The 24,668-nt window shown below is 70.2% G+C and carries 10 protein-coding genes and 1 CRISPR repeat array; of the genes, 3 read left to right on the top strand and 7 right to left on the bottom strand.

The genetic code is table 11. The features are described from left to right. Positions 1 to 5: 5 nt before the first annotated feature. Together ACFYZS_RS33185 and ACFYZS_RS33180 are read left to right on the top strand one after the other, a co-directional pair. On the top strand, positions 6 to 1,397 hold the full coding sequence (locus ACFYZS_RS33185; RefSeq protein ID WP_389020843.1) for a sporulation protein: 1,392 nt from the start codon (positions 6 to 8) through the stop codon (positions 1,395 to 1,397). Positions 1,398 to 2,467: 1,070 nt separating this feature from the next. Further along, positions 2,468 to 3,235, top strand: coding sequence for a PIG-L deacetylase family protein (locus tag ACFYZS_RS33180; RefSeq protein ID WP_389020840.1), 768 nt, complete (start codon positions 2,468 to 2,470; stop codon positions 3,233 to 3,235). A 1,448-nt stretch (positions 3,236 to 4,683) separates the two neighbouring features. Here ACFYZS_RS33180 and cas6e read toward each other — a convergent pair. The 5 genes from cas6e to casA form a co-directional block, all read right to left on the bottom strand. Next, the gene (cas6e, locus tag ACFYZS_RS33175) at positions 4,684 to 5,466 is read right to left on the bottom strand and encodes a type I-E CRISPR-associated protein Cas6/Cse3/CasE (protein WP_389020837.1); all 783 of its coding nucleotides are present in this window, start codon (positions 5,464 to 5,466) and stop codon (positions 4,684 to 4,686) included. A gap of 5 nt (positions 5,467 to 5,471) precedes the next feature. Further along, entirely contained in the window at positions 5,472 to 6,266 is a 795-nt protein-coding gene (gene cas5e, locus ACFYZS_RS33170; RefSeq protein WP_389020834.1) for a type I-E CRISPR-associated protein Cas5/CasD, read from the bottom strand. Continuing rightward, a complete protein-coding gene (gene cas7e / locus ACFYZS_RS33165) occupies positions 6,263 to 7,405 on the bottom strand; it encodes a type I-E CRISPR-associated protein Cas7/Cse4/CasC (RefSeq protein WP_389020832.1) in 1,143 nt (380 codons plus the stop codon). Before cas7e ends, cas5e begins: the two co-directional genes overlap by 4 nt. Before the next feature lie 133 nt (positions 7,406 to 7,538). After that, positions 7,539 to 8,138, bottom strand: a complete 600-nt coding sequence (casB, locus tag ACFYZS_RS33160) for a type I-E CRISPR-associated protein Cse2/CasB (protein ID WP_389020829.1) — start codon at positions 8,136 to 8,138, stop codon at positions 7,539 to 7,541. Next, the gene (casA, locus tag ACFYZS_RS33155; protein ID WP_389020827.1) at positions 8,135 to 9,754 is read right to left on the bottom strand and encodes a type I-E CRISPR-associated protein Cse1/CasA; all 1,620 of its coding nucleotides are present in this window, start codon (positions 9,752 to 9,754) and stop codon (positions 8,135 to 8,137) included. Before casA ends, casB begins: the two co-directional genes overlap by 4 nt. Positions 9,755 to 10,612: 858 nt before the next feature. Between casA and ACFYZS_RS33150 the strand changes: the two genes are divergently transcribed. After that, positions 10,613 to 11,827 (top strand): IS110 family transposase, encoded by a 1,215-nt coding sequence (locus ACFYZS_RS33150; RefSeq protein ID WP_389020825.1) that lies wholly within the window; start codon positions 10,613 to 10,615, stop codon positions 11,825 to 11,827. Here ACFYZS_RS33150 and ACFYZS_RS33145 read toward each other — a convergent pair. Continuing rightward, the gene (locus tag ACFYZS_RS33145; RefSeq protein WP_389020822.1) at positions 11,824 to 12,246 is read right to left on the bottom strand and encodes a hypothetical protein; all 423 of its coding nucleotides are present in this window, start codon (positions 12,244 to 12,246) and stop codon (positions 11,824 to 11,826) included. The two genes, ACFYZS_RS33150 and ACFYZS_RS33145, sit on opposite strands and share 4 nt — an antisense overlap. Positions 12,247 to 13,071: 825 nt before the next feature. Continuing rightward, a complete protein-coding gene (cas3, locus tag ACFYZS_RS33140; protein WP_389021069.1) occupies positions 13,072 to 15,846 on the bottom strand; it encodes a CRISPR-associated helicase Cas3' in 2,775 nt (924 codons plus the stop codon). Positions 15,847 to 20,219: 4,373 nt separating this feature from the next. Further along, positions 20,220 to 20,553: direct repeats of the CRISPR family, unit length 29 nt; unit sequence CGGACGATCCCCGCGGGCGCGGGGGCGAC. Positions 20,554 to 24,668 lie beyond the last annotated feature (4,115 nt).

Below are 24,668 nucleotides of genomic sequence, written 5' to 3'. Positions count from 1 at the left end.
GCTCGGTGGCGTCCACGAAGGAGCTCCGCAGCGATCCCAACGAGGATCTGGCCCGGCTCATCAAACAGGCCGGCGCAAGCCACAAATCCCTGGCCGCCCAGGTCAACCGGATCGGCGCCGCGGCCGGTGTGCCGCTCCGGTACGAGCACACCAGTGTCGCCAGATGGGTGAATCTCGGAATGATCCCGCGCGGCCGCGTCCCCGAGTTCCTGGCCGCTGCGCTGGGCGAACGCCTCGGCAGGACGGTGAGCCTGGACGAGATCGGCATGTACAGCAGGTCAGGCGGAAACCCTGACATGGGGTTGGATTTCGCCCGCGACCCCGTCGATGCCATCCGCGTCGCCGCGACCTACTGGAGAACCGTGGACCGCTCCCGCCGCCAACTCATCAGCAACGGCTTCGCCATCGCCGCCTTCACTACCCCCGTCACCCGCTGGCTGGCCAAACCGGCCGACGCCCCGACCGCCCACAGAGGCAGCCGTCAGGTTGGCCGCAGCGACCTCGACGAACTGTGGAAGGCCGCCGATGAGGCCCGCCTGTGGGACTCCCGCTTCGGCGGCGGGAACTGGAAGGCCAGCTCCGTCACCGAATGCCTACGCCTGAACGCCGCCCCACTACTGACCGGCAACTACACCGAAACCATCGGACGCGAACTGTTCGCGGCGACCGCCGAGCTGTCCCGCGTCGTCGCCTGGTCAGCCGTCGACACCGGCCACCACGACACCGCCCAACGCCACTTCGTCCAAGCCCTGCGCCTGGCACGAGCCTCCGGCAACGTGGAGAGCGGCTGTTACGTACTGGCCACCATGGCACTGCAGGCCTTCCTGCGCGGCTACCCCGAGCAAGCAGCGGACATGGCCGAAGGGGCCTACGAGCGCGGCCTCGGCCATGCCGCCCCCCGGGTACTTGCCTTCGCCAAGCTGGCCGAGGCCCGTGCCCACGGCCGCACCGGAAACGCCCAGGCCGCGAAAGCAGCCCTCGGCCGAACCCAAGAGCTACTCGACTCCATCCGACCAGGCAGCCACGACCCGCAACAACTCGCCTACATGACCCACGCCCGCCTCGCCACCGACGCAACCGAAGTACACCGCGACCTCGAAGACCCCAAGGGTGCCTTCACCTGGAACTCACTGGCTGAGCCCATGCCGGCCGACCGGTTCACCCGCGCCACCGGGATCCGCATGGCCGTCCTAGCCACAAGCCATCTCCAGAACCGCGAACTCGAGCGAGGCCTCATCGCCGCGAATACCTCACTCCGCATCCTCAGCAACGTCCACTCAACCCGCGCCCACAGCTACCTACGCGATGTCACCCACACCCTCGCACCCTGGAAGGGAAGCCCCGAGGTCGCCGACTTCATCCACCGCACCCGCACTGAACTGCCCGCCGCAGCCTAAGCGGTCCTAACAAAGGCCTTGGACGTGCCAATGGGATAGGAGAAAAGGCCCCGAGTCAGGATCGTCGATACGGCGGAGCAGAAGGGAATGCACTTGGACCTGCTCGCCGAACTCGGCGATCCCAAGGTCAAGCCCACACCGAAGGACAAGAATGAGGTGTGTCAGTTGTCGGACTGCCCCCGCAGGCGCGGGGTCGACAACGAGCGCCAGGCTAGCCCTGAACAGCGGCATGAGCGGACCATCCCCGCAGGCGCGGGGTCGACTCGGCGGCGAGCGGCTCGTCGATCTCGCGGAAGGGACCATCCCTGCAGGCGCGGGGTCGACACTGGCTGATCTGGGGTTCTGTCGGCCCGGGTGGCTGTTCTCGTTCAGATGCTTCAGAGGCGAGAGGGCTAGCCCCGCCGTGGTCCCACCAAGCTAGCCCCCACCTCCCAGGGCCGGAATCCGCTCCGTCGAGTCCTGAAACCAGCTGGGCGCATGTTGTGCGTGCCGTCGCAATCGGCCTGACGGTCACCCGCCTGTAGCAGATGGCCCGCACCTACGACATCAACCTGGACGCCTCGCCAAGGACACTCCATTAGCCTCGTCCTTTCAGCGGGCCGGCGGACCCGCGTTCAGGCGAGCGCCGCTACCCAATGACGGGCCGCGGCCAGTAGGTCAGCCCGTTCCTGGCACGCACCGGTCGGCTGCCGCGTCACGAGGCGCTGGCGCGCCCCTCCCGGCACAGACGACGAAGAACCCGCAATGAACCTGATTACCTGCACACGGTCGCCTTCGCCCCGGCAGAGGGCGGCCCGTTGCAGGCCATCGCGTCCGGCTCCGCGAGCGCATCCACCGTGGGCCAGGAGCCGACGTCAGTCACCAGCTGCCCGCCACCGGGGCAGCCCGCCTTCCTGGACCATAGCGATGACCGGACCGGAAACCGGCGAAGAGGTGTCCGCGCCGCCACGCGAGCCGGGCAACCGAGAACGTACGCACCGCGCACACCCGCCAGCCGAGCCGAGCCGGCCAAAAAGCAGCCCGCACAACCGCGAGCCCGGCGCCGACACCCCACCCCCAAGGAGTCAACTGTGCCGCTTCCCAGCATCCTCGGCGTCTTCGGCCATCCAGACGACGAGTGCCTACTGGCTGGCGGCGTCCTCGCGCAGCACGCTGCCGCGGGCGCGTCGACCGCCGTGGTCACCGCGACCTGGGCCCCCGACAGCCACCGGGCCGGCGAACTCGCCAATGCCTTGGCCATCCTGGGGGCCGGGGAGCCTAGGATGCTCGGCTTCGCCGATGCCCGCATCCCCGACTCAGCGCCCGGCCGACCCCAGCTGTGCGACGCACCGATCGACGAAGTCGTGAGGCTGATCGTCGGACACGTCCGCACCATGCGGCCTGAAATCCTCATCACGCACGACGCTTACGGACAGTTGACCGGCCACCCCGATCATGCCCGAACGCACCAGGCCACAGTCCTCGCCTTCCACGCCGCCGGCCTCGAACACCTCCATCTCGAAGCCGGAGCACCATGGCAGCCCAAAGCCCTGTACACGGCCACCCACCCGCACGCCGGCGTCGGCGAGCTCGGCCCGCTCCTCGCACAAGTCGGAAAGAAGACGCTGTCCGTGCCCGACGAGCTGGTCACCGCGACGGTCGACGTGAGCGGCCAACTCGATGAGAAGTGGGCTGCGATCCTCGCCCACCGCAGCGAAGCCGCCAGGCAGCGGTCCCTGCCCGGAATCCTGGCCCGCCTGCCGACAGAAGTACGCGAGTCAATCATCGGAGCCGAGCACTACATCCGCCTCTGCGCCCAACCCTCCAAACGGCCAGCACGAGCTCACCACCTGACCTAGAGAACAGATGGTCTATTCGGCTGCAGATCCAGCAGCGACCGAGTCGACCGCGAGAGCAACATCCCGCAACCAACCTCATTCAGGCACGGGGGCGACGCCATCGTGGGCAGCACGCTTGGGGAGGAGCACGCCCGATCCCCGCAGGCGGGGGGCGACGTGTTCCGCGCACAGGAGCGGGACGGCCCCGCCGGATGATTCCGAGCACGCGAGGGCGACTGGATCGAAGACCTCGACGTCTCCGGCCGCCACGGACGATCCCCGCGTACCCGGGGTCCACGGGCCCCGTACGTGCTTGCCAGCTCCAACCTCCGGACGATCCCCGCGGGCGCGGGGGTGACTACCCGTCGACCAGTTCCCGGACTGCCTGACCCGGACGATCCCCGCGGGCGCGGGGCGACGTCTGGTGGTACCGGGCCTGCTGCGGGGCCGCCGGACGATCCCCGCGGGGGCGACAAGCGGCTGGTCCGCTTGAGGTGGGTCCAGGCCGGACGATCCCCGCGAGCGCGGGGGCGACGGGATGTCCCGCTCCTTTTTCCCTTTGGGCAGCGGACGATCCCCGCGGGCGCGGGGGCGACTGCCACCGGAGGTAGAGCTCGGTCTCCAGGGCCGGACGATCCCCGCGGGCGCGGGGGCGACGGCGCGGGCAGAGCGACCACCGTCGCTGCTGCCGGACGATCCCCGCGGGCGCGGGGGCGACCTCGGCGAGGCGCTGGCCGAAGCGTTTGACCAGGGACGATCCCCGCGGGCGCGGGGGCGACCACGCGGTGGCCCGGGTCCGTTCGAAGGCGTCCGGACGATCCCAGCAGGCGCGGGGGCGACTACTCCAGCACCCACAGGACGGAGGCCGACTGCGGACCATACCCGCGGGCGCGGGGCAACGTCTCAGAGGCGATCCACAACGGCATCCCCCTCGGTCGATCCCCACAGTCGCGGGGGCGGCTCCGGCATCCACAAGCTGACCACGCTGTACGACGGACGATTCCCGTGGGCGCAAGAGCGACGGCTCCTTGGTGCGCTCCTCCTCCAGCGCCTCTGGACGATCCCCGCGGGCGCGGGGGGCGACTTCCTGCGGGTCTCGTCCAGCTCGCAGTTCATCGGACGATCCCCGCAGGCGCTGGGGCGACCCGGAGGAGCGGGAGGTGCGCTCCGCGTGTTCCAGGCGATCCCCGCAGGCGCGGGGGCGATCGTGAGCAGCATCCCGACCCAGGTCGATGTCCGCGTAGCACCCCCGCGGGCGCGGGGGCGACGGCATGTCTCGCCGGACTGCCCTCATCCTCGACGGACGATCCCCAATGGCGAGGGAGCGGCTCGGCGATGGCCTCGGCCTTCACCGATCACAGAGGACGATTCCCATAGGTGTGGGGCGGTGTCAGGGGCCATGGCCCCTGACCTGGATGCCCCGGACGATTCCAGCAGGAGGCGCGGGCGACTGACTCCCGTCAGCCTAGCTACTGGGCGGCTGCGAGGGTGAGGAGGCCGCAGCCGTACGCCTTTGCCGGGCCGATGCCGGTGAGCAGGGTTCGTGCGAGGGTGATGGGGTCGGTGACGGTGAGGGTGCCTTCGTAGGTGGCGGTGGAGATGGTGATGGTCCTGTTGCCGGTGTTGGAGGTGGTGTCGGTTTTGGTGAACTGGCGTCGGTCTCGCGCGGTGATGCGGACGTCGAGGGTGGGCTCGGGTTCGTGGGCTGGGGAGGTCAGGGGGAGGATGCTCGGTGGCGGGGGTGTGGAGGCCGGTACCTCCTTCAGTTCGAAGCCGAAGCCCTTGACGCGGTCGGTGAACCAGGCAAGTTGGTGGGTTGCGGTGCGGTGGCCCATGCGGAAGGAGCGTGTCTTGCCGCCGGCGGCGATGCGGTCTGCCTGTGCCTTGGTGGGGCTCTGGGGGGTGCTTGAGTTCTGGACCGGCGAGGCGGTGAGCCGAAATCCGTAAGTCTGTCCGGGCTGGAGTTGTGCCAGGAGTTGTCCGTAGTCGGCGACGGCCGGCTTGGCGTTCGGGTCATCGACGAGCCAGCCTGCCTGTTCGACGAGGGCAGTCCAGTCCGGTGGGACCTGCGTGACCGTGTAGAGGTAGGGGCGGTGGCGGTTGTCGCTGTCGAGGCGCCAAAGGGTGCGGCCGGCGTCGGGGTGGTAGGCGACGGCGCCGAGGACGGCTGCGTGCATGGCCTGCGGGGAACGCAGGAGCTTGCGGGTGCCGTCACGGAGCGGGGCCAGGGGGATGCGGGAGAGGTGGGCCATGGGGGTCACCATCCGAGAAGGGCGAGGGGGTCGTGCCCTTCGCTGCTGGTTGTCTCTGGGCCGGGGTCGAATCCGGTGGGCAGGGGAATCAGGGCGTGGCGGACACGACGGCTGGTGTGCCGGGGGCCGCCGAAGGCGTAGCTGAGGGGCTGGTCCTGGAGGACGGTGTCGCCGTCCGGGTCGTCCAGAACTGCCGAGACCTCGACGGTTGCGGGCGAGGCTCCTCGGTGTTGGCGCTGCCATACGGTGCGGGCATGGGGGGATGCGAGCCAGTCGTGGCTGGTGAGGACATCGGCGATCGGATCGGAGGTGGTACCCAGGACGAACGGGAATGTGGGCGGGCAGGAGCGTCGTCCGAGCGCAAGGATGGCGACCGGGGCCTTCGCAGCAGCGGTCACGTCGGCCATGACCGAGGCTGGCCCGTGGACGGCGACGAGGAAGGCAGCGTCCTGCAGGTAGAAGCGTTCCCCGGTCTTCGTGTACCGGGCCGGGCTGGTTTTGACCTGGTGGCCCTTGGCGTTGACCTTCGAGGACAGGAGGGGCACGCCGCGGTGGTCGCTGACGGTGTGGTAGTCCCGCAGGAGGGTGCCGGGTACGTCGGCGCGTACGCCGATGGTGAGTTGGGCCAGGGTGCCGAGCGGTTCGTCTCGTTCGCGGCCCAGGGCCGCGCCGAGGAGTCCGATGACGCCGGACTTGGTGGGCATGGGGCTGGTGTGGCGGGTTTCGATGACTGCGCGGTGGTCGCCCCACGCCTGCAGGGGTGCCGCGAGGCGGAGCAGGAGTGTGTTCGAGGCGGTCACCGGGACAGCTCCGCGGTGAGGTTGTCGATGAGGCCGGGGAAGGTGAGGGCGGGGCCGAACGCAGCGTCGAGGGCCTTGGCGGTGTCTTCGCCGGTGAAGGCGTGGGTGACGCCGGTCCACAGGGCGGGGGCGCCCCACTGGCGGGTGAGGTTGCTCTGCTCGGCGGCCAGCGCGGTCGCGGACGGCTCGGCGTAGCCGGTGCCGCCGTATGCCTGGACGGGCTTTTCGAAGGCGGTGACGAGGTTGACGGGCTGGTCCTCGCGGACGGCGACGGCGACGAGCTGGGGCATGGTGCGGTGGCCGAAGCTGTTGCCGTAGCCGGTGGGCATGGACCGGACGAACGCGGACACGAACGCGCTGGCGGCTTCGACGGACGCCTTCGGGTTGCCGAGGTTGGTGTCGAGCTGGTGCAGGGAGACGGTGCCGTACCGGTAGAACGTAGCGGAGTTGAAACCGATCCGGCCGATCATGCCGGCGCCCTTGGAATCGGACTGCTGCCGGTCGTCGACGGCCGTGTAGTAGTCGAATTCGAGTTCGGCGGCGTGGGTGGCCAGGGCGTGCGCGACCTGGCAGGCGGCATTCACGTCGATGCCGGGTACGTTGGCGACCATCCGGCCGAAAAGCCCGACGTCGATCGGATGCCCGGTCATCAAGGCGTCCTTCGCCTCAGCCGTGGCGAGCTCGGCCAGAAGCTTCTTGTCGTCGAGGGTGGCCAGTTCGGCGGCGCGGTCGGCGACCAGGTCGACGAGGGTTTCGATCTGCCGGTTCCCGTAGAAGAGGAGGTAGGCGGTCTCCTCTGCCTTGTTCTTGCTCGCGGTGATCCCCAGGGGAGCCAGGAGCGCGGCCGCGATCCGGGCGGCGGGTTCCGGCTCCAGGCCGGTGCGGGAGGCGAGTTCCTCGGCGAGGTGGTCGGCGATCTGCTTGGTTCGGGTGCCGAGCTGCTCCTCGCCGATCCCGAGCGCAGCAAAGGCGAGTCGGGTCGCGCGCTTCCACGCCTGCGAGGAGGCACGCGGTCGGCGCACACCTCCGTACATCGCTTCCTTGGGCGATCCTGCATCGTCGCGGTTCAGGTTGGACGGGGGGACGGTCTGCAGGACGTGGACGTCGATGAAGCGGCGGCGAGTGTTCTTTTCGGACACGAGGTGACTCCCGGGTGAAGGTGCTGGTGGTGCGGTGCAGATGTGTGCGCCCGGCTTGGGCGGTGATTCAGGAGACGACGCCAGGTCTGTCTCCCTGGTGAGGCCGGTCCCGTCACTGGGTTGCTGGAGAGCTCTAGGCAGTGCTGGTGTTGCTCTCAGCAGGCTTCGTCCACGCGTGGTACGTCAGTCCCCAGGCGCGAACGACGCGGGTGCGGGATTCGGGGAACGGCCATGCCTGCAGGTCGTACAGGAGGCGGGTGTAGTCGAGGGGCTGCCCGATGCTGGCGAGCTGGGAGACCAGGCCGCGTACGGCGAAGAAAACCGCGTTGGGGGTGCGGGCCTGAGCGGCGGCCGCCATGCGGCCGTCCACTCCGTCGGTGCTGAACCGCTCGTGCAGGGCCCGGGCGGCCTGCCCCAGGCCGATGCCCCGAGCGTGCATCAGGCGGCTCTGGCCCTGCTGGTGCATGGCGAAGAGAGCGAGTGCCATGTGCTCGGCCTTGAGCTTGTCGGGGACCAGGCCGCGGCCGGCCAGCGAGTCGTCAACCTTCGTGCGGTAGTGGCGCCACATCTGTGGGACCGTGCCGGCCGGGAGCGTCAGCCCTTGGCGCAGTGCGGCCAGATCAGCTCCGGGAGGGATCTTTCCGGCCCGGGACCTGCCTGGTTCGAAGGCGCACCAGTACCACGGGTCCGTGCTTACCTCGGGTGTGCTGGTGCTCTGTTCGGGGATGGTCATGCGGTCTTCGTCTCCTGTGCGGGCGGGTACAGGTGGGTGAGATGGCGGCGCAGCGCCGCGTGGAAGAACCGCTCGGCGCTCGCCTGCCGGTAGGTCTTCGCGTCGCTGCCGCGGCCCTGCGTGACGCCGTTGAAGGCCCGTCCCGGGAGGCGGTGCAGCAGCTCGTTGGCCGCGGCGCGGGCGGCCCGGTCGGCGAGGGTCTCGAAGGCGTGGTGTGCCCGGTCGAGCTCGGCGTCGTCGGGGTTGTGCTGGCAGCCGGTCAGGAACCTGCGCACCAGCGGGTCCAGGGTGTGGAGCAGCTTGGTTCCGGGCTGCTGTCCCTTTCCGGCCGGGGCGGGTTCGCCTCCGACCGCGAGCGTGAGGTGCTTGGCGAGGTCGTCGACGGCGTAGGCGAGGTTTTCGGCCTGGGCGCACACCTGGATGACCGAGCCGCGCAAGGCCGTGTCGGCGCGGAGTGCGGCCATGGGGATGGGCATGGAGTCGAAGAGGACGTCGTCGATGACGGCGGACTGGTTGCCGTAGACGACTCCGCAGGTCTCGGCGCGCAGCGGATAGGTGACGGGCAGGTCGCCGGTGAGGGTGGCGGAGGCGATCTGGGTGAGCAGGGTGGAGGTCTCGACGCCGGTGGTGTCCTGGTCGAGGGCGATGAGGGTTTTCAGGCCGCGCCATCCGGTCCGGCCGGGCAGGTGCCGGCGGGGGTAGCGGACGCTGCCCTTCTTCGGGTCCTTCTTGATCGTCCAGAGGGTGTGGGGCTCCCAGGCCGGCACATCGGGCATGCGGTCCCCGGTGGACATGACGACGTGCGAGACGTACAGGCCGCTGTCCGTCCGGGTGGGGATGAGGCGGATCCGGCGGGCCTGCCAGGTGAACAGGTCCAGCACACCGACCGGAGCACGTTCGGCCCAGGCCGGCCCTTGAGGATCTCGGCGCCAGTGCGGCAAGTCGCCGTCCGGGCGCGCGCCGATGGGGAGGTTGAGCACGATCGTTTCGAAGAGCGTCGATCCGATCGGCGTGACGACACCGAGGGATCCCAGTGGGCCCACGCGCGTGCCCGTCGTCTTGCCGGCGCTGGCCTTCGGGTCACCGACGGCGGCCGTCTTAAGTCCCGCGGTGTCCCAGGACTGGGCGTGCAGCATCCACCTCACCGCCTCCCCCACCGGGACCGGCATCGGATCGGCGTCCGTGCGGGCATTGCGCAGCGGGGTGTTGTTCCCCGTCGCCACGTGCGGCATCAACTCGGTCACCGGCTTGAGGACGCCCTTCGGGTGCGTCAGCCCCTCAGCCTGCCCGAAAGGGCTTACGTCGTCGAAGACGTCAAAGGAGTTCCGGTGCTCGTCGAGGTACTGGGCGAGCGCCGCGCACTGGTCGGGGGTGAACCGGGCCTCGTCCAGCATGTCCGCCCAGGTCTCGGCGTCGATGGGGCCCAGCGCGTCCAGCACCACGGGCACAAGGAGCTGGCGCAGCAGGACGGGGGTCATCGTCGGGAGTTCGACCGCGAGGCCGGCGTAGGTGTGCGCGTCGAGGAGTGCAGACCTGAGCCCGACCTCCCGTAATCCGTCGGCGCTGTGGACGGGGATGCATCCACCGTCGACGAGAGACCACTCTTGAACGGTCAAAACACCTTGCTCCTTTGCAAGTTGAGTGACAGTCAGACAAGACGAGCAGGACGTTACGCAACTCTGAAGAGATAGGGCAAGCCGTGGCCAAACCTTGCGTAACGCTCTGGATCCAGACAGCAGAAAGACCCACCCAGAGGTCTACCGGACGGGTCTGACAATGAGCTCCCGCTCCGGAACTCAGCCGGCCCGCCGCGAAGGAGACAGGCAGCCCCGGCACCGCGCTACAGGGCCCGCGCGAAAGCAGATGACCTTGGCGTGAAGGCGCGACGAGGTCTGGATGCCTGCTCCGGACTCCAGCGCCCGCGACTCTCCATCGGGGCCAGGCGCTCTGGACCCTGACTGACACAGGGCTTGCAGCGCTGCCCCGGGCGAGCGAGGTCACCCGGACCCCTCCGCGATCGGCACCGAGGCCCCCGGTTGGTGCCCCCGGTCCGGCCCTGGAGCGGGACCGGCCGAGACCGGCCTTCGGGGCACTCCCCAGCCTGGTGTCCGCCCCGCTCGTGCGGGGCCGGCTCGGCGCCACGCCCGCCCTACCGGCTACGTCGCAGAGCTCCCCATTCGGGCGCCGACAGCGGCCCGCCAGCCCTTTGCGGTGCGGTCTCGCGCAGCTGCCCCCCCGTTACCGTCTTCGTGGCTCCGCAATGGGGCCTCCGGCCTTCGGGTCCGGCATGACTTCCCCCTCCTGTTGTTGATGATCCGGGGGGTGGTGTCACCGGGTCCGAAGGCATCGACGGACCGCTTATGAGGGGCTTGAGCACCGGCTTCACCCGAGCCGGAAGAGCTCTCCGTAACGTGGGTGTGGCAGCTCGGTGCCGAGGCAAGGCCGGACGAAAGCGTGAGCGGAGAGGCCTGTACGTGATCGACACCGGAGACATCGACGTCTTCCTCGGCCTGGACGTCGGCAAGGGCGAACACCACGCCACCGCCGTCACCCCGGCCGGCAAGAAGGCCTTCGACAAGCGGTTACCCAACACCGAACCCAAGCTCCGCGAGCTGTTCGCCAAGCTGAAGGCCAAGCACGGAACGGTGCTGGTCGTGGTCGACCAGCCGGCCTCGATCGGCGCCCTGCCGCTGGCCGTTGCGAGAGACATGGGCTGCCCCGTCGCCTACCTTCCAGGCCTCACGATGCGGCGGATCGCCGACCTCTACCCGGGCGAGGCCAAGACCGATGCGAAGGACGCGTTCATCATCGCGGACGCGGCCCGCGCGATGCCGCACACGCTGCGGGCGATCGACGGCGAGGACGAGACCATCGCCGAACTGGAGATGATCGTCGGGTTCGACGACGATCTGGCCGGCGAGGCGACCCGCGTCGCGAACCGGCTGCACGGCTTGCTGACGCAGATCCATCCGTCGTTGGAGCGGGTGCTGGGGCCGCGGTTGCAGCACCCGGCCGTCCTGGCTCTGTTGGAGCGGTTCGGGTCTCCGGACCAGATTCGCAAGGCCGGCCGACGCCGCCTGGTCACGCTGTTACGGCCGAAGGCGCCGCGGATGGCCGGGCGGCTGGTCGAGGAGATCTTCGCCGCCCTGGACGAGCAGACCGTCACCGTTCCGGGGACCGAGGCGGCCACGCTGATCGTCCCGAGCCTGGCCGGGTCCCTGACAGCCGTCCTTGACCAGCGGAAACTGCTGGCAGGGCGGATCGAGGAACTCCTGGGGGCCCACCCTCTTTCACAGGTCCTGAGGTCGATGCCGGGAATCGGCGTCAGGACCGGAGCCCGCATCTTGGTCGAGGTCGGCGACGGCAGCACCTTCCCGACCGCCGGCCACCTCGCCGCCTACGCAGGACTGGCCCCCGCGACCCGCACTTCCGGGTCCTCGATCCGCGGCGAACAGCCTTCCAGGAGAGGAAACAAGCAGCTCAAACGGGCCTTCTTCCTCTCCGCGTTCGCCGCCCTGGGAGACCCTGCCTCCGGGCCCTACTACGACAAGAAGATCGCCCAGGGCAAGCACCACACGCAAGCTCTGCTCTGCCTCGCCCGACGCCGGGCCGACGTCCTCTTCGCCATGCTCCGCGACGGAACCTTCTACGAACCGCAGCCCGTCCGGGCGGTCGCCCCGCAGACCTAGACCCTGGTCAGGAGATGATCCGTGGGGCCGTAGTCGATCTTCCAGTCGGCATAGACCCCGACGGCGCCGTCCTTCTGGCACCGGAGCCCAACGGTCACCCAGCGGACCGATCCGTCGTCGGCCAGGGAGAACGCGACCGCGGTCTCGAACTCCTCGCTCCCGCACGGGCAGCAGGCCTCGCCGGGATCCGCGTCCTCCCAGAACTCCTCGCTATCCGCGATGAACGCGCGGCCGCCGCAACCAACGCACACCCGCTCGGCTCCGCCCTCGACATCGTCGACGAGCACGAAGAACACTTGCTCGCCGCACCCGCCGCAGACGGAGGGAACGATCTTCACCGGACGGCTGTCAGCAGCGTTTCGGAGAAACATCGCGAGGTCCGCAGAGACGCCCTCGCCAACCTGATCATCAGCATGCACAGGCACATCGTTCCAGACGACCGAACCAGCACCCATCCACCTTGACCAAAGACATAGGGGCACCCCCCCACCGTGCGAGCCCATCAGGTTCGCCCCCGCCCCCGCGCGCTTCGAATATCGCTGCCGGCCGCCTCGGGCCAGACCTCGGGATGACCGGCACCCCGCCGGTCCGGTACTGCCCGGCTTGAGCGGGGTAGCACCGGCCGGTGGTCCTTGGCTCCCACCGATCTGGGAGATCCCCGCAGTGCGGGGTCTATCTGGATTCGCTCCGTGAGGAACAATCTCCTCAGACGAGCCATCCCCACCTGTGCAGGGCCGAGCCGAAAGCTTCCTGCTCAGCAGGGAAATCGGCTTTCAGGAGTCTATCCACGCCCGCGCTGGGGCGACCAGGCGTCGCTTCTCCCTGCACGCACGTGCGGACAAGACATCCCCGTTCGCACGGGGCCGCCACGACCCGGTCCTTGAAGGCACAGCCGGTCTGAGAACCATCCCCGCCTCCGCAGGGACTGACGTCACAGGTTGGAACCTACAGGTCGGATACATCCCCCGCGCTTTCGCGGCGAAGCCCTCCGTCGCTGCACGCCCAGGGCCTCCCCCTCGCGCGGAGCCGAGAGCATCCTGGGTGGCGAGCCTCGGATGAAGCAGGCCCACCCCTTTTGGAACAGGCCGGCCTGAGCTGGGAGCAGCTGGGCATCGACTACCTGGAGCGATCCCCGCTCGCGCGGGGCCGACAGCGTTGATCTGATGACCAGAACTCACCCGCTGCGCACGGATATGACCGTGCCGACCTGCAGTGCTGCGGGCCGGACAGGCTTTGGGGCCATGTCAGTTGGAACTGTAAGTGAGGCCGGTTTCGGGGTTGTAGGCGACGGCGTACCGTCCGATGGCTCCGGTCAGGTGGGGGTCGAGGACAAGGGCGCGGGTGGAGCGCAGCCAGGGGTGGTCGGACCAGCCGGGCAGGGGGGCGAGGTGGTCGAGGGCTTCGCCGGTCAGGCGGGCCGGCAGGCGCATCATGTCGCCGGCGAGGGTATCGAGGTGCTCGTGGACGCGGGTTCCGTCCGCACCAAGGTGCTGGCCGCCCAGGGTCGTGTAGCCGTCCGGGGCGCGGATGACGAGAACGGCTTCGATGGACATGTCTCCGTCGCGGACCTGGGCAGCCAGGTGGTCCTCGGTATGGGCCTGGGTACCGGCGTAGTGGAGGCCGTCGAGGGTCTTGGCCGCGTGCTCGCCAGTGCGGGTGAGGAGGAACTCGGCCGCCGTGACCCGCCGGGCCTCCTGCTTCTGGTCCCACTGCGTGCAGGCCTGCTCGGCCTCGGCCTCCCACGGGGCCGGCACGAGCGGTGCATCGCCGTAGACGGCGCCGACGAGTTCGGGAACCTGGGAGGGTACCGCCCATCCCCCGCTCTGCTCAGCCTCCAAGACCAGGGCCGCGGTGCGCAGCAGGAGGTGACGGCCGTAGATGTACTCGGCGCCCCGCTCGATTCGAGGCGGCGCCCCGGCGAGGCCGGGCTGCAGGGCGGTGACATAGACGGTGGGCCGCGTCAGCCGTGCCGGCCGGCTGGTTCCCTCGTGGCGGTGGACGCGGCCGATGCGCTGCAGGAGCAAGTCGATGGGGGCAAGGTCGGTGACGATCAGGTCTGCGTCGATGTCGAAGGACTGCTCGGCGACCTGCGTGGCCACAAGGATCAGCCGGCCCGGGCGCGGGGTGTCCCTATCGGGTCCGAGCTGCGCCAGGAGCCGCTCGGTGCGGTCGGCGCGGGCGGCGGTGGTCAGCTGCCCGTGCAGGATGACCGTGTCCGCCGCGTACCGGGCAGCCAGCTCCCGGTAGGTGCGCTGCGCCCGGCTGACGGTGTTGCGGATGATCAGCGCGCAGCCGCCGTCGGCGAGCTCCTCGCCGAGGAGGTCGATGACGGGCTGCTCGGCCTGCGCATCCGGCAGACGGACGCCGCGCGGTGATGCAGGTTCGGGCAGCACGTGCAGGCGTACGGACAGATCGGGCCGCCAGGTCGCGGCGTGCGCGGTCAGGGGGGCGGGCATACCGGGCCACACGCAGGTGATGTTCGGATATCCGCCCGGCTCGGGAAGGGCCACCTGGCGCTCCGGTTGCCCGCCGGCCATGTAGGCGGCGGCGAGCTCTGCACGCTGCACGGGAGGCAGGGTCGCCGACAGGAGGATCACCGGAACACGGGCCTGCCCCAGCCAGAACAGGGCCTCCTTCAAGAACTGCGACATATAGACGTCACAGGCATGGACCTCATCGAGGATGACGACCTTCCCCGCCAGCCCCGCAGTGCGCAGCATGACGTGCCGCGTGCGGGTCGCGGCATACAGGAGCTGGTCGACGGTACCGACGGTCAGGTGCGCGAGCAGGCCCCGCTTGGGGCCGAGGAACCAGTCGGCAGGACCGTACCGGTTGCAGCAGTCCTCGGCGTCCTCCTGGACGCTGCGGAAACGGGCATCGGCCGCCGTCCAGTCCCCCGACAGCATCGCCTTCCACTCGGTATTGAAGGCGCGTTTGCCGTGCAGCAGCACCACCGCGTCCTCGGCACCAGGCTGCACCTGCGAGGCCCAGGCACGCACGTTGGTGAACATCGGGTCGGACGTCGCCTGCGTCGGCATCCCCACGAACACCCCCGACAACCCGAACCGCTCAGCCATCACCTCGGCCACGGCCAGCGCCGTCTTCGTCTTCCCCTCACCCATCGGAGCCTCCAGGAACACCAGACCGGGCGCGGTCATCGTCCGCACGGTGTCCACGGCCAGGGCCTGCGAGGCGCGCGCCTCGTGCCCGAACCTCAGCTTCACCACATCACTGCCCGCAGTAGGCTGCAGGGTACGCAGGCCGCCGCCCAGCCGACGGTCCTGCCACGCCGAGGCAGCCCGGCCACGCGCACGGGCCACGGACACATCCGCTATGTCGGGGATGCCAGGGAAGTGGTCGGCGTCCGAGGCGATCCAGTCCGTCATGACGACGAACCCGAGGAGCGTGAGCTGATCCGCCCGCGACGGCGCCACCGCCGGCTGGACATCGGCCAGCGACTGGTACCCCATGGCCAGAGTGAAAGCCTCGACGACATGGGCCTGCGCGGCCGTCCACTCGGCGCTCCTGCCGTGCGCGTCGCCATGGGCGTGGGTGACATCGCTCTGCGTTGCCGCCCGCAGAACTCCGTGATGCCCCGACACCATCGGGCACACCCAGCCCAGATGCCGGCGCCCCCACCCACCCTTCTCCTTCAACACGGTCCGCAGGAGGAACCCGCCCGCCTTGTCGTGCGACCACTCCCTTGAAGTCTGTGCCGTGACAGCCCCAGCACGCCAGCCCAACCCGACCGCAGCCAGACGCGCCGCTTCGGCGGGAGCCTGCCGCTGGAACGCCGGAGTCGCCTTACCGCAATCATGAACACCGCACACCCATGCGAAAAACCGGCGCCCCTCACCACCCGCCACCCGGTCAAGCATCTCCCGCGTCGCCGGAGCGAGATAGTGATCCCAGATCAACTCGGCCACCGCAGCCGTATCCAGCATGTGAGCAAGCAGCAGATTCACCCTCCCACCACCACGCTCCGCAGACTTCCCCCACAGACAACCCAGCCGATCCATCTCCTCAGCACTCAAGCCAAGGCGGGCAAAAGTACGCAACATGACCACAACCGTAAAACACGGCACTGACACCCCCCGCCGAGATCCGAGAAGACCCCCACCACACCCACTCCTCCTGGAACCCCCAGGCTCGCCCAGCCGCTACAGAGGCTGGGCCGGCGGCCGACCACCGCACCCGGTCCAGCCACCCATGTCGAGGACCACCCCACCACGGCGAGGCCCACGTGACCGTGCCATCCGGGAGGGACAAGATGCTCGGTCGATCCCCGCAAACGCGGGGACGACGGCATCGGTGTCACCGTCGCTGCCTTCACGGACGGACGATCCCCGCAGGCGGGGCCCGACGACTGCGTCACGTTGTCGACGCGCATGACCCACGGACAATCCCGCAAACGCGGGATCCACGATCTGTCGCACAGCGGGAATGCGGTCCCCGTATGGACGATCCCTGCAGGCACAGGGGCAACACCCGGGTATTCAGCACATAAACGCGTAACACCGGACGATCCCCGCAGGCGCGGGGACGAGTGTCCGTAGAGGTCAACCCTCGTCATAATCGACGGGCCATCCCCGCTGACACGGGGGCGACGGCACTGAATCCCTGCGGCTGTCCTACCAGCGCGGACGATCCCCGTAGGCGCGGGGTCCACCATTCCCGCCGCGCCCGAACGTGCCGGCATCGCGGACGATCCCCGCGGGCGCGGGGGCGACGTGCCGGTCGTCTGGATCGACAGCAGCGCGCTCGGATGATCCCCGCGGCGCGGGGGCGACATGGCCGTGCTGTCCTGCACGAGGCCGGAGAACGGACGATCCCCGCGGGCGCGGGGGCGAGTTCGACGATCTCGGCGTCGACGACACGGCCGTCGGACGATCCCCGCGAGCGCGGGGTCCACTTCAACACCGGGCCCGCGCTGCCGGCCAACCCTGGACGATCCCCGCGGGCGCGGGGTCCACCACGCGGTGTACGCGATGTCGACGTACTTCTCCGGACGATCCCCGCAGGCGCAGGGTCCACTCGAGCATGGGGCAACGCCGCCCGTCCACCAGCGGACGATCCCCGCCGGCGCGGGGGCGACAACAGCCACCGCGCCCCGTTCCAGTACCCGGCCGGACGATCCCCGCGGGCGCGGGGTACACGTCGACGGTCCCCACCCGTAAATACCGAACATCGGACGATCCCCGCGGGTGCGGGGTCCACGCGTACGCGGCGAGCTCCAGCGCGGTCTGGCCCGGACGATCCCCGCAGGCGCAGGGGCAACATCGTGACGATGGTGCCCCCGCGGGGGACCCACGGACAATCCCCGAAGGCGCGGGGGCGACGTGCCAGTCCTCTGGATCGACAGCAGCGCCGACGGACGATCCCCGCGGGCGCGGGGTCCACATGATGGCTGCGGCAATGGTTGACTTGCCGTTCGGACTATCCCCGCGGGCGCGGGGTCCACTCAACCGTCGTCTGGCACGAGCAGTACGACCGGGGACGATCCCCGCAGGCCCGGAGGCGACGCCACGGCCGAGGAGCGGGCCGCCGTCCTCGGCGGACGATCCCCGCGGGCGCGGGGGCGACGTGCCATCAGCCATGACCAGCGCGCTGTCCATCGGACAATTCCCGCAGGCGTGGGGGCGACGCTCGGCCGCTCTGAGCCAGCCGCTGCGCCGCGGACGATCCCCGCAGGCGCGGGGGCGACTCCACCGGTGGGTGGAACATCGCCTGCGTGTTTGGGCGATCCTCGCAGGCGCGGGGCAACAGGCCGAGTGCGCCGGTCTTGAGGAGCAAGAACGGACGATCCCCGCAGGCGCGGGCCCCACGGTGGGCTCGATCACGAGGTCTTGGTACGGCAGGGACTATCCCCGCGGGCGCGGGGTCCAACTCCTCGTCATGACGCGGGAGCTGTGGGCCCACGGACTATCCCCGCGGGTGCGGGGTCCACTTCTCGCGCGGCCTCCCTCGCCAGCACTGCCGGACGATCCCCGCGGGCGCGGGGTCCACCGATACTGACCTAGTACCGTGGTCCAACCGTTCGGACGATCCCCGCGGGCGCGGGGTCCACCTTGGCGGCCTTCTCTAGCTTGTACCGCTCCTGCGGACGATCCCCGCGGACGCGGGGCCCGGTTCGCCTTGATGGCCTGGCTGATCGTCGGCTACGGACGATCCCCCGCAGGCGGGGGATGTGAGCGGCGCCGGGGGTTGCCGCGGAACGGCACGGGGCGATCCCCGCAGGCGCGGGGGCGACAGAGCGCACAGGCCGGCGATCGTGAGCAGGTGCAGACGATCCCCGCAGGCACGGGGTCCACGGCTTGCCAGCGGCCTGGAGGCCGGCGTTCGTCAGTCTATCCCCGCAGGCGCGCGGTCCACTGCTCGATGTTGACGCGCAGCTCGTTGTCGTACGGACGATCCCCGCGGGCGCGGGTCCACTGCTGAACCGGTCGCATGGCCGGTGCAGGCCGCGGACGATCCCCGCGGGCGCGGGGTCCACCGGGTAGTGGCGTTGTCGTAGTCGATGCCGAGCAGATGATCCCCGCAGGCGCGGCGGCGATCAAGTTCGACCGCGTCGCCACCTCCCGGCAGCACGATCCCATGGGCGCGGTGGCGACGGGGCCCTCGAAGCCCCGGCTGAGCATCATGTCGGACGATCCCCGCAGGCGCGGGGGCGACGCGACGGGTGCGAGCGCGTTGACCTCGCTCACCGGACGATCCCCGCAGGCACGGGGGCTAAGGCCGAACGCTACTGGACCGCGGTCGGCGACCTGGACGATCCCCGCGGGCCCGAGGTCCACGTGGCCACCGTCACGGAGACCGATGCCGTGGTCGGACAATCCCCGCAGGCGCGGGGTCCACAGCAGCTTGCCGCTCATCTTCTCTTCGAAGACCGGACGATCCCCTCAGGCGCGGGGTCCACGCGGCCTGTCCATCCGTTGCCGAAACACGGAGCGGACGATCTCCGCGTGCGCGGGATTCACTCGGTCAGCGCGACCCCGACCGTCACGGTGGACGGACGATCCCGCGGGCGATGGGGTCCACTCCTCGTCCTCCACCATCCAGTTGAAGAAGGTCGGACGATCCCCGCAGGCGCGGAGACGACCAAGCCAGGCACCCCGAGGTGCCGAACGTCATCGGACGATCCCCGCGGGCGCGGGGTCCACGCCGTCGGCGTCAACACGTCGTGGCTGCTCGTCGAACGATCCCCGTGGGTGCGGGGCGACTCCATCGCCGTCGCGGAACTCCCAAGACTGCGCGGACCATCCCCGCAGGCCCGGGGGCCAGGCGTTGTCCCCCGGGCGATGGCCTCACGGCGCTGACGATCCCAGCAGGCGCAGGGGCGACACGCGGCCGGCGTGGATGTACAACTACCCCGTCGGACAATCCCCGCAGGCGCAGGGTCTACGGAGCAGTGGCGTGAGAGTTCACGGAATAGACCGGCCGATCCCCGCGGGTGCGGGGTCCAATTCGTGCCCTGGCACTGCACCTGGTCCATGGGAGGACGATCCTCCGCGGGCGCGGGGTCCACAACGTACGGGACGGGAAGTCAGTCTGCGCGCTCGGATGATCCCCGCAGGCGCGAGGGCGACACCGTTGTGCAGCCCGGCGCTGCGATTCCCGAGGGACGATCCCCGCAGGCGCGGGGCGACAGCGTAGCGGCAGCGGCCCGGGGCCGTCACGGAGGACGATCCCCGCGGGCGCAGGGTCCACTCCAGCTGCCCTGGGTGCGGGGGCAACTCCTACAGGCGATCCCCCGCGGACGCGAGGTCCACCGGGTCGTGTTGAACCGGACCTGGCCCGTGTACGGACGATCCCCGCAAGCGCGAGGGGGGCAACTACATGACCCTCGCCCACCGCTCACCGGCGTCGGGACGATCCCCACAGGCGCGGGGTCCACTGCGTATCACCCAGGCCTGTCTCAAGGCTGGGAGGACGATCCCTGCGGGCGCAGGGGCCACACCACGCAGGTTCTTCATAGGCCTTGCCCTAACGACGATCCCCGCGGGCGCGGGGCGACTGCCCGTCGGTCGTGCACCGGATACGACGGACGGCGATCCCCCAGGCGCAGGGGCGACCAGTGGCCGTGCCGGAAGTCGCCGTGGGCGTCCGGAGGATCCCCGCAGGCGGGGGGGGCTTGACGTACCGGCCGATGTCCTTGACGCGCCACGGACGTTCCCAGCAGGCTCGGCGGCGACGTCATGTTGCTGGCCCTGGTCGCCATCCTCATCGGACGATCCCCGCAGGCGCGGGGGCGACTGGATGATCGGCATTCTGTACGTTGCCGCCATCGGACGATCACCTGCGAGCGCGGGGCCCACCTGGGCACGTTCGGCTCCGGGCTCGGCGGGTTCGGGTGATCCCCCGTGGTCAGGGAGATGCGCGAGGTCCCGCCGATCGGACGATCCCCGCAGGCGCGGGGGCGACGATTCGTAGCTCAGTTGGTAGAGCCGAGGCCTCGGACGATCCCCGCGGGCGCGGGGGCGACTTGCCGCCGAGCTTGACCTCGGGCCGGATCTTCGGACGATCCCCGCAGGCGCGGGGGCGACCCGTACGTCGTCGGCCTCGACATCAACACGGCCGGACGATCCCCGAAGGCGCGGGGGCGACTGGATCTCGGCGGCCTGCTCGGCGCCGCTCTGCGGACGATCCCCGCGGGCGCGGGGGCGACCCCCAGAGCCCGGAATCAGAGCAGCTCGGCCTCGGACGATCCCCGCGGGCGCGGGGGCGACACTTTCTGAGCTGGGACTCTACCGGCCAAGGTCGCCATTTCGTTGGTTGCTTTTCAGCACAGGCAGAGATCGGGGTGTGGGGTCCACGCGGGCGCGCGACCATGCGCAGATCCTCCTCGCCGACACCCGCGGACGCGGGGTCCCCTGGATCGGCAAGGACGGGTGGGTCTGGGACGGCGGACGATCCCCGCGGGCGCGGAGGCGACCCAGGGCGCACCGCCAGGTACCTGGAAATCCCCGGACCATCCCCGGAGGCGCGGGGGCGACATTCCGGACCGGGCGCTTCAGCTTCAGTCCGAAGGACGATCCCCGCGGGCGCGGGAACGACACGTTGATCGGGCTCAGGTTCTCCGTGATGACCGGACGATCCCCGCAGGCGCGGGGACGACGAGCATGCCGTGGCGGCCGGGGACGAGGAGGCCGGCTGATCCCCGCAGGCGCGGGGTCCACGAAGCGGGACTCCATCGGTCCCTCGTAGACCGTCGGACGATCCCCGCGCGCGGGGGCGACGCCTCCAGGGCCATCATCATGCCGGCAGTGGTCGGAGGACCGCCGCAGACGCGGGGACGACAAGGCGGTTGACTCCCAACTCGCCCTGCCGTACGGACGATCCCCCGCAGGCGCGATGGCAAAGCCAGCTGCGGCCCAGCCACCAGCCGACCCCGCAGACGCGGGGGCGAGTGCCTGTAGAGGTCAACCGTCGCCATAATCGACGGGCCATCCCCGCTGACGCGGGTCCTTTCTCGTGCGGTCTTGCCGGCGCGCTCGCGCAGTGGAAGATCCCCGCGGCGCAGGGGCAACACGGCCATCCTCGCCTCTGACGTGGGCAATCGTGGGCCATCCCCGCAGGCACGGGGTCGGCCCGCCCGCGGCGGGTAGCTGTGCCGCGGGCACCGGACGATCCCCACAGGTGGGGGGGCAACATCAGCCGTGTACTGTCGGTGATCTCGACGGCCAGACGATCCCCGCGGGCACGGGGTCCACAACGTACGGGACGGGAAGTCAGTCTGCGCGCTCGGGCGATCCCCGCAGGCGCGGGGGCGACGGGCTGGCCTTCTACATGGGCCTGTTCTACCTCGGATGATCCCCGCTGGCGCGAGGACGACATGACGTGGCCGATCAGCTCACCCCACTCGCACGGATGATCCCCGCAGGCGCGGGGTCAAGGCCTTTCTGGACTCTACCGGCCAAGGCCGCCGTTTTCGTTTGGTTGCTCTTCAGTACAGACAGACATCCGGCGCAGGAACGACTCTTGCGACAGCGGTCGGCGAATCCTCAACCCCAGCCACCCTTGCCGGCGCCGCATTCCCCGGCAACGGACCAACCCCCCTGCGGGCACGGCTCAACCACGAGGTCGGCAGGCGTCCCCGCACTCGATCGGACGATCCCCGCGGGCGCGGGGTCCACGGCACTGGCGCACCCTGCTGAACTCGCAGTCGGGACGATCCCCGCAGGCGCGGGCGCAACGCCGGTCCCGCCGCGCGAACGGTGGAGCCGTTCGGACGATCCCCGCATGCACAGGGGTGACGTGCCGTGCTCAGGGCGCTGATCGTAGTCGCCCGGACGATCCCCCGCGGGACGGCAGCAGTTTCGATCGCCCCCCTCGTAGCTCTCCGCAGGGCCGACAAAGAGAAGCTGATGGAGAACCGTCACACCGACGGGCTCCCCGCAGCGCGGGGCAACTCCCTGTTCGCCGCCGTCCTGGCAGTGCGCGCCGGACCATCCCCGCAGGCGCGGGGTTCACAGTGACCGGGGGGAGATCCGCGAACTCCACAGCGGACGATCCCCCCGCGGGGGCGGGCTCCACGAGCCTCTTGAAGTCGACCACGGTCACTTCCCCGGACAATCTCCGCGGGCGCGGGGTCCACTGCTCAGTTACCCCGTCACAACGGCGCTGGCACGGACGATCCCCGCTACCGCGGGGTACACAGTTCCGGCTTGCCCTTGACGAGGATCAGGTCCGGACGATCCCCGCGGGCACGGGGTCCACTGGATGCTCGCCCCCGAGCACGAGTGGGCCGACGGACGATCCCCGCAGGCGCGGGGGCGACGACGCAGGGCGGGACGACCTGGCATCCGGGCACAGACGATCCCGGCAGGCGCAGGGGCGACAGGTGGACTTCATCGGTCCACAGCTTGACGGTCGAATGATCCCCGCAGGCGCGGGTGCGACAGGCGGGCGTGCCGGTCGACCGAGTCCCAGCCCGGACGATCCCCGCAGGCGCGGGGGGCGACGTCTGCCTCGGCCATAGCGCGTAGGCACGCTCCGGACGATCCTCTCAGACGCGGGGGCCAAGTGCCGAGCTTTGGGAACAGCTCGGCGCGGGTCGGACGTTCCCCGCGGGGGCGACGTGATCACCCTGGAGGGCGAGGACCTGTTCGCCGGACAATCCCCGCAGGCGCAGGGGCGACGTCCGGCGGGTCACGCCGAGGCGCTCAGCCACCGGATGATCCCCGCAGGCGCGGGGCGACGATTTCAGCATCACGCCGACCGCGCGAGACCGGACGATCCCCGCGGGCGCGGGGTCGACGGTGGTGCCCATCCCTCATACCCCGAGCCCCACGGACCATCCCTGCAGGCACAGCGGCGACCATCAGCCGCGCAGACAGGTCATGCGCACCATACGCCCCATCCCCGCGGCCGCAAGGTCCACTCCAGCTGCCCTGGGTGCGGGGGCAACTCCTACGGGCGATCCCCGCGGACGCGAGGTCCACCGGGTCGTGTTGAACCGGACCTGGCCCGTGTACGGACGATCCCCGCAAGCGCGAGGGGGCAACTACATGACCCTCGCCCACCGCTCACCGGCGTCGGGAAGATCCCCTCAGGCTCGGGGTCCACAAGGGCCAGACCGACGACCTTGCCGCGCGACTCGGACGATCCCCGCAGGCGCAGGAGCGACGCGGCGACCACCTCGAAGAACACGATCTTGCCTGGACGATCCGCTCGGGCGCCGGGGTCCACCCAGCTCTGAGATCCGCTTCGCCTTCGCAGCAGGGACGATCCCTGCGGGCGCGGGGTCCACTTGCTCGTCGTGCCAGTCGGAGCGATCACGCGCGGACGATCCCCGCAGGCGCGGGGTCCACTTCGGCTACCGCGTTGCCCAGGTGGGTAGCCTCGGACGATCCTCGCGGGCGCGGGGGCGACTTCACGGGCGTCTGGGACGCAATCGTCGGCTACGGGCGATCCCCGCAGGCCCGGGGGCGACACGCGGGCATCCGAAAGCATGCGCAACCGGTCCGGACGATCCCCGCAGGCGCGGGGGCAACTCGGCCACGAACTCGAAGACCTGGTAGACGACCGGACGATCCCCGCAGGCGCGGGGGCAACCAGGCGCGTGCACGACATGCTGCGGAACAATACGGACGATCCCCGCAGGCGCGGGGGCAACACTTTCTGAGCTGGGATTCTATCGGCCAAGGTCGTCGTTTCCGATTGGTTGCTTTCAGTACAGGCGGAGATCGGGCGCGGGCACGACCTGCTCGACAGCAGCCGAATAGCTCTGGAATCCGAACCCTCCGCACAAGTATTGGGACAACATGCCCATGGGGAACGTCGTTCCGCGGCAGCGGATAGTCCCCGCGGGCGCGGGGGCGACGTCGGGCCCGACTTGCCGAGATCCCACTTCAGTGGACGATCCCCGCAAGCGCGGGATCCACTGGCCCGGTGCATGCCTGCCAGCTCCGGCCTCCGAACGATCCCGCAATCGCGGGGGCCACCCGCCGCTGGCGCGTACCCCGTCGTCGGCCACCGGACGATCCCAGCAGGCGCGGGGCGACTGCCCGTCGGTCGTGCGCCGGATACGACAGACGATCCCCCCAGGCGCAGGGGCGACTAGTGGCCGTGCCGGAAGCCGCCGTGGGCGTCCGGACGGTCCCCGCAGGTGCGGGGCGACGAGTGGACGTTCATCGACCCGAGCGCGGCCAGCGGACGATCCCCCCAGGCGCGGGGGCGACTCGAAGAGCACCCGTGACGGGTTGAAGCCCTCCGGACGATCCCCGCGCACGCGGGGGCGACTCGGCGCCGAACTGGCGGCCGTTGTCGACGCCCGGACAATCCCCGCAGGGCGGGGGCAAAAAAACGGCCGGGGCGTACACGCGGGCCGGCTGAGACGAAT

The sequence above is a fragment of the Streptomyces sp. NPDC001903 genome (assembly GCF_042891345.1).
GTDB lineage: Bacteria > Actinomycetota > Actinomycetes > Streptomycetales > Streptomycetaceae > Streptomyces.
Note: the sequence above shows the minus strand (reverse complement) of the source record. Positions and strands in the feature narration are given on the sequence as shown.

What these genes read in the sequence shown, in the direction of transcription:
- cas6e (WP_389020837.1), bottom strand. Translation starts at nt 5,466, where the DNA reads ATGGCCCACCTCTCCCGCATCCCCCTGGCCCCGCTCCGTGACGGCACC.
- cas3 (WP_389021069.1), bottom strand. Translation starts at nt 15,846, where the DNA reads ATGGATCGGCTGGGTTGTCTGTGGGGGAAGTCTGCGGAGCGTGGTGGT.
- casB (WP_389020829.1), bottom strand. Translation starts at nt 8,138, where the DNA reads ATGACCATCCCCGAACAGAGCACCAGCACACCCGAGGTAAGCACGGAC.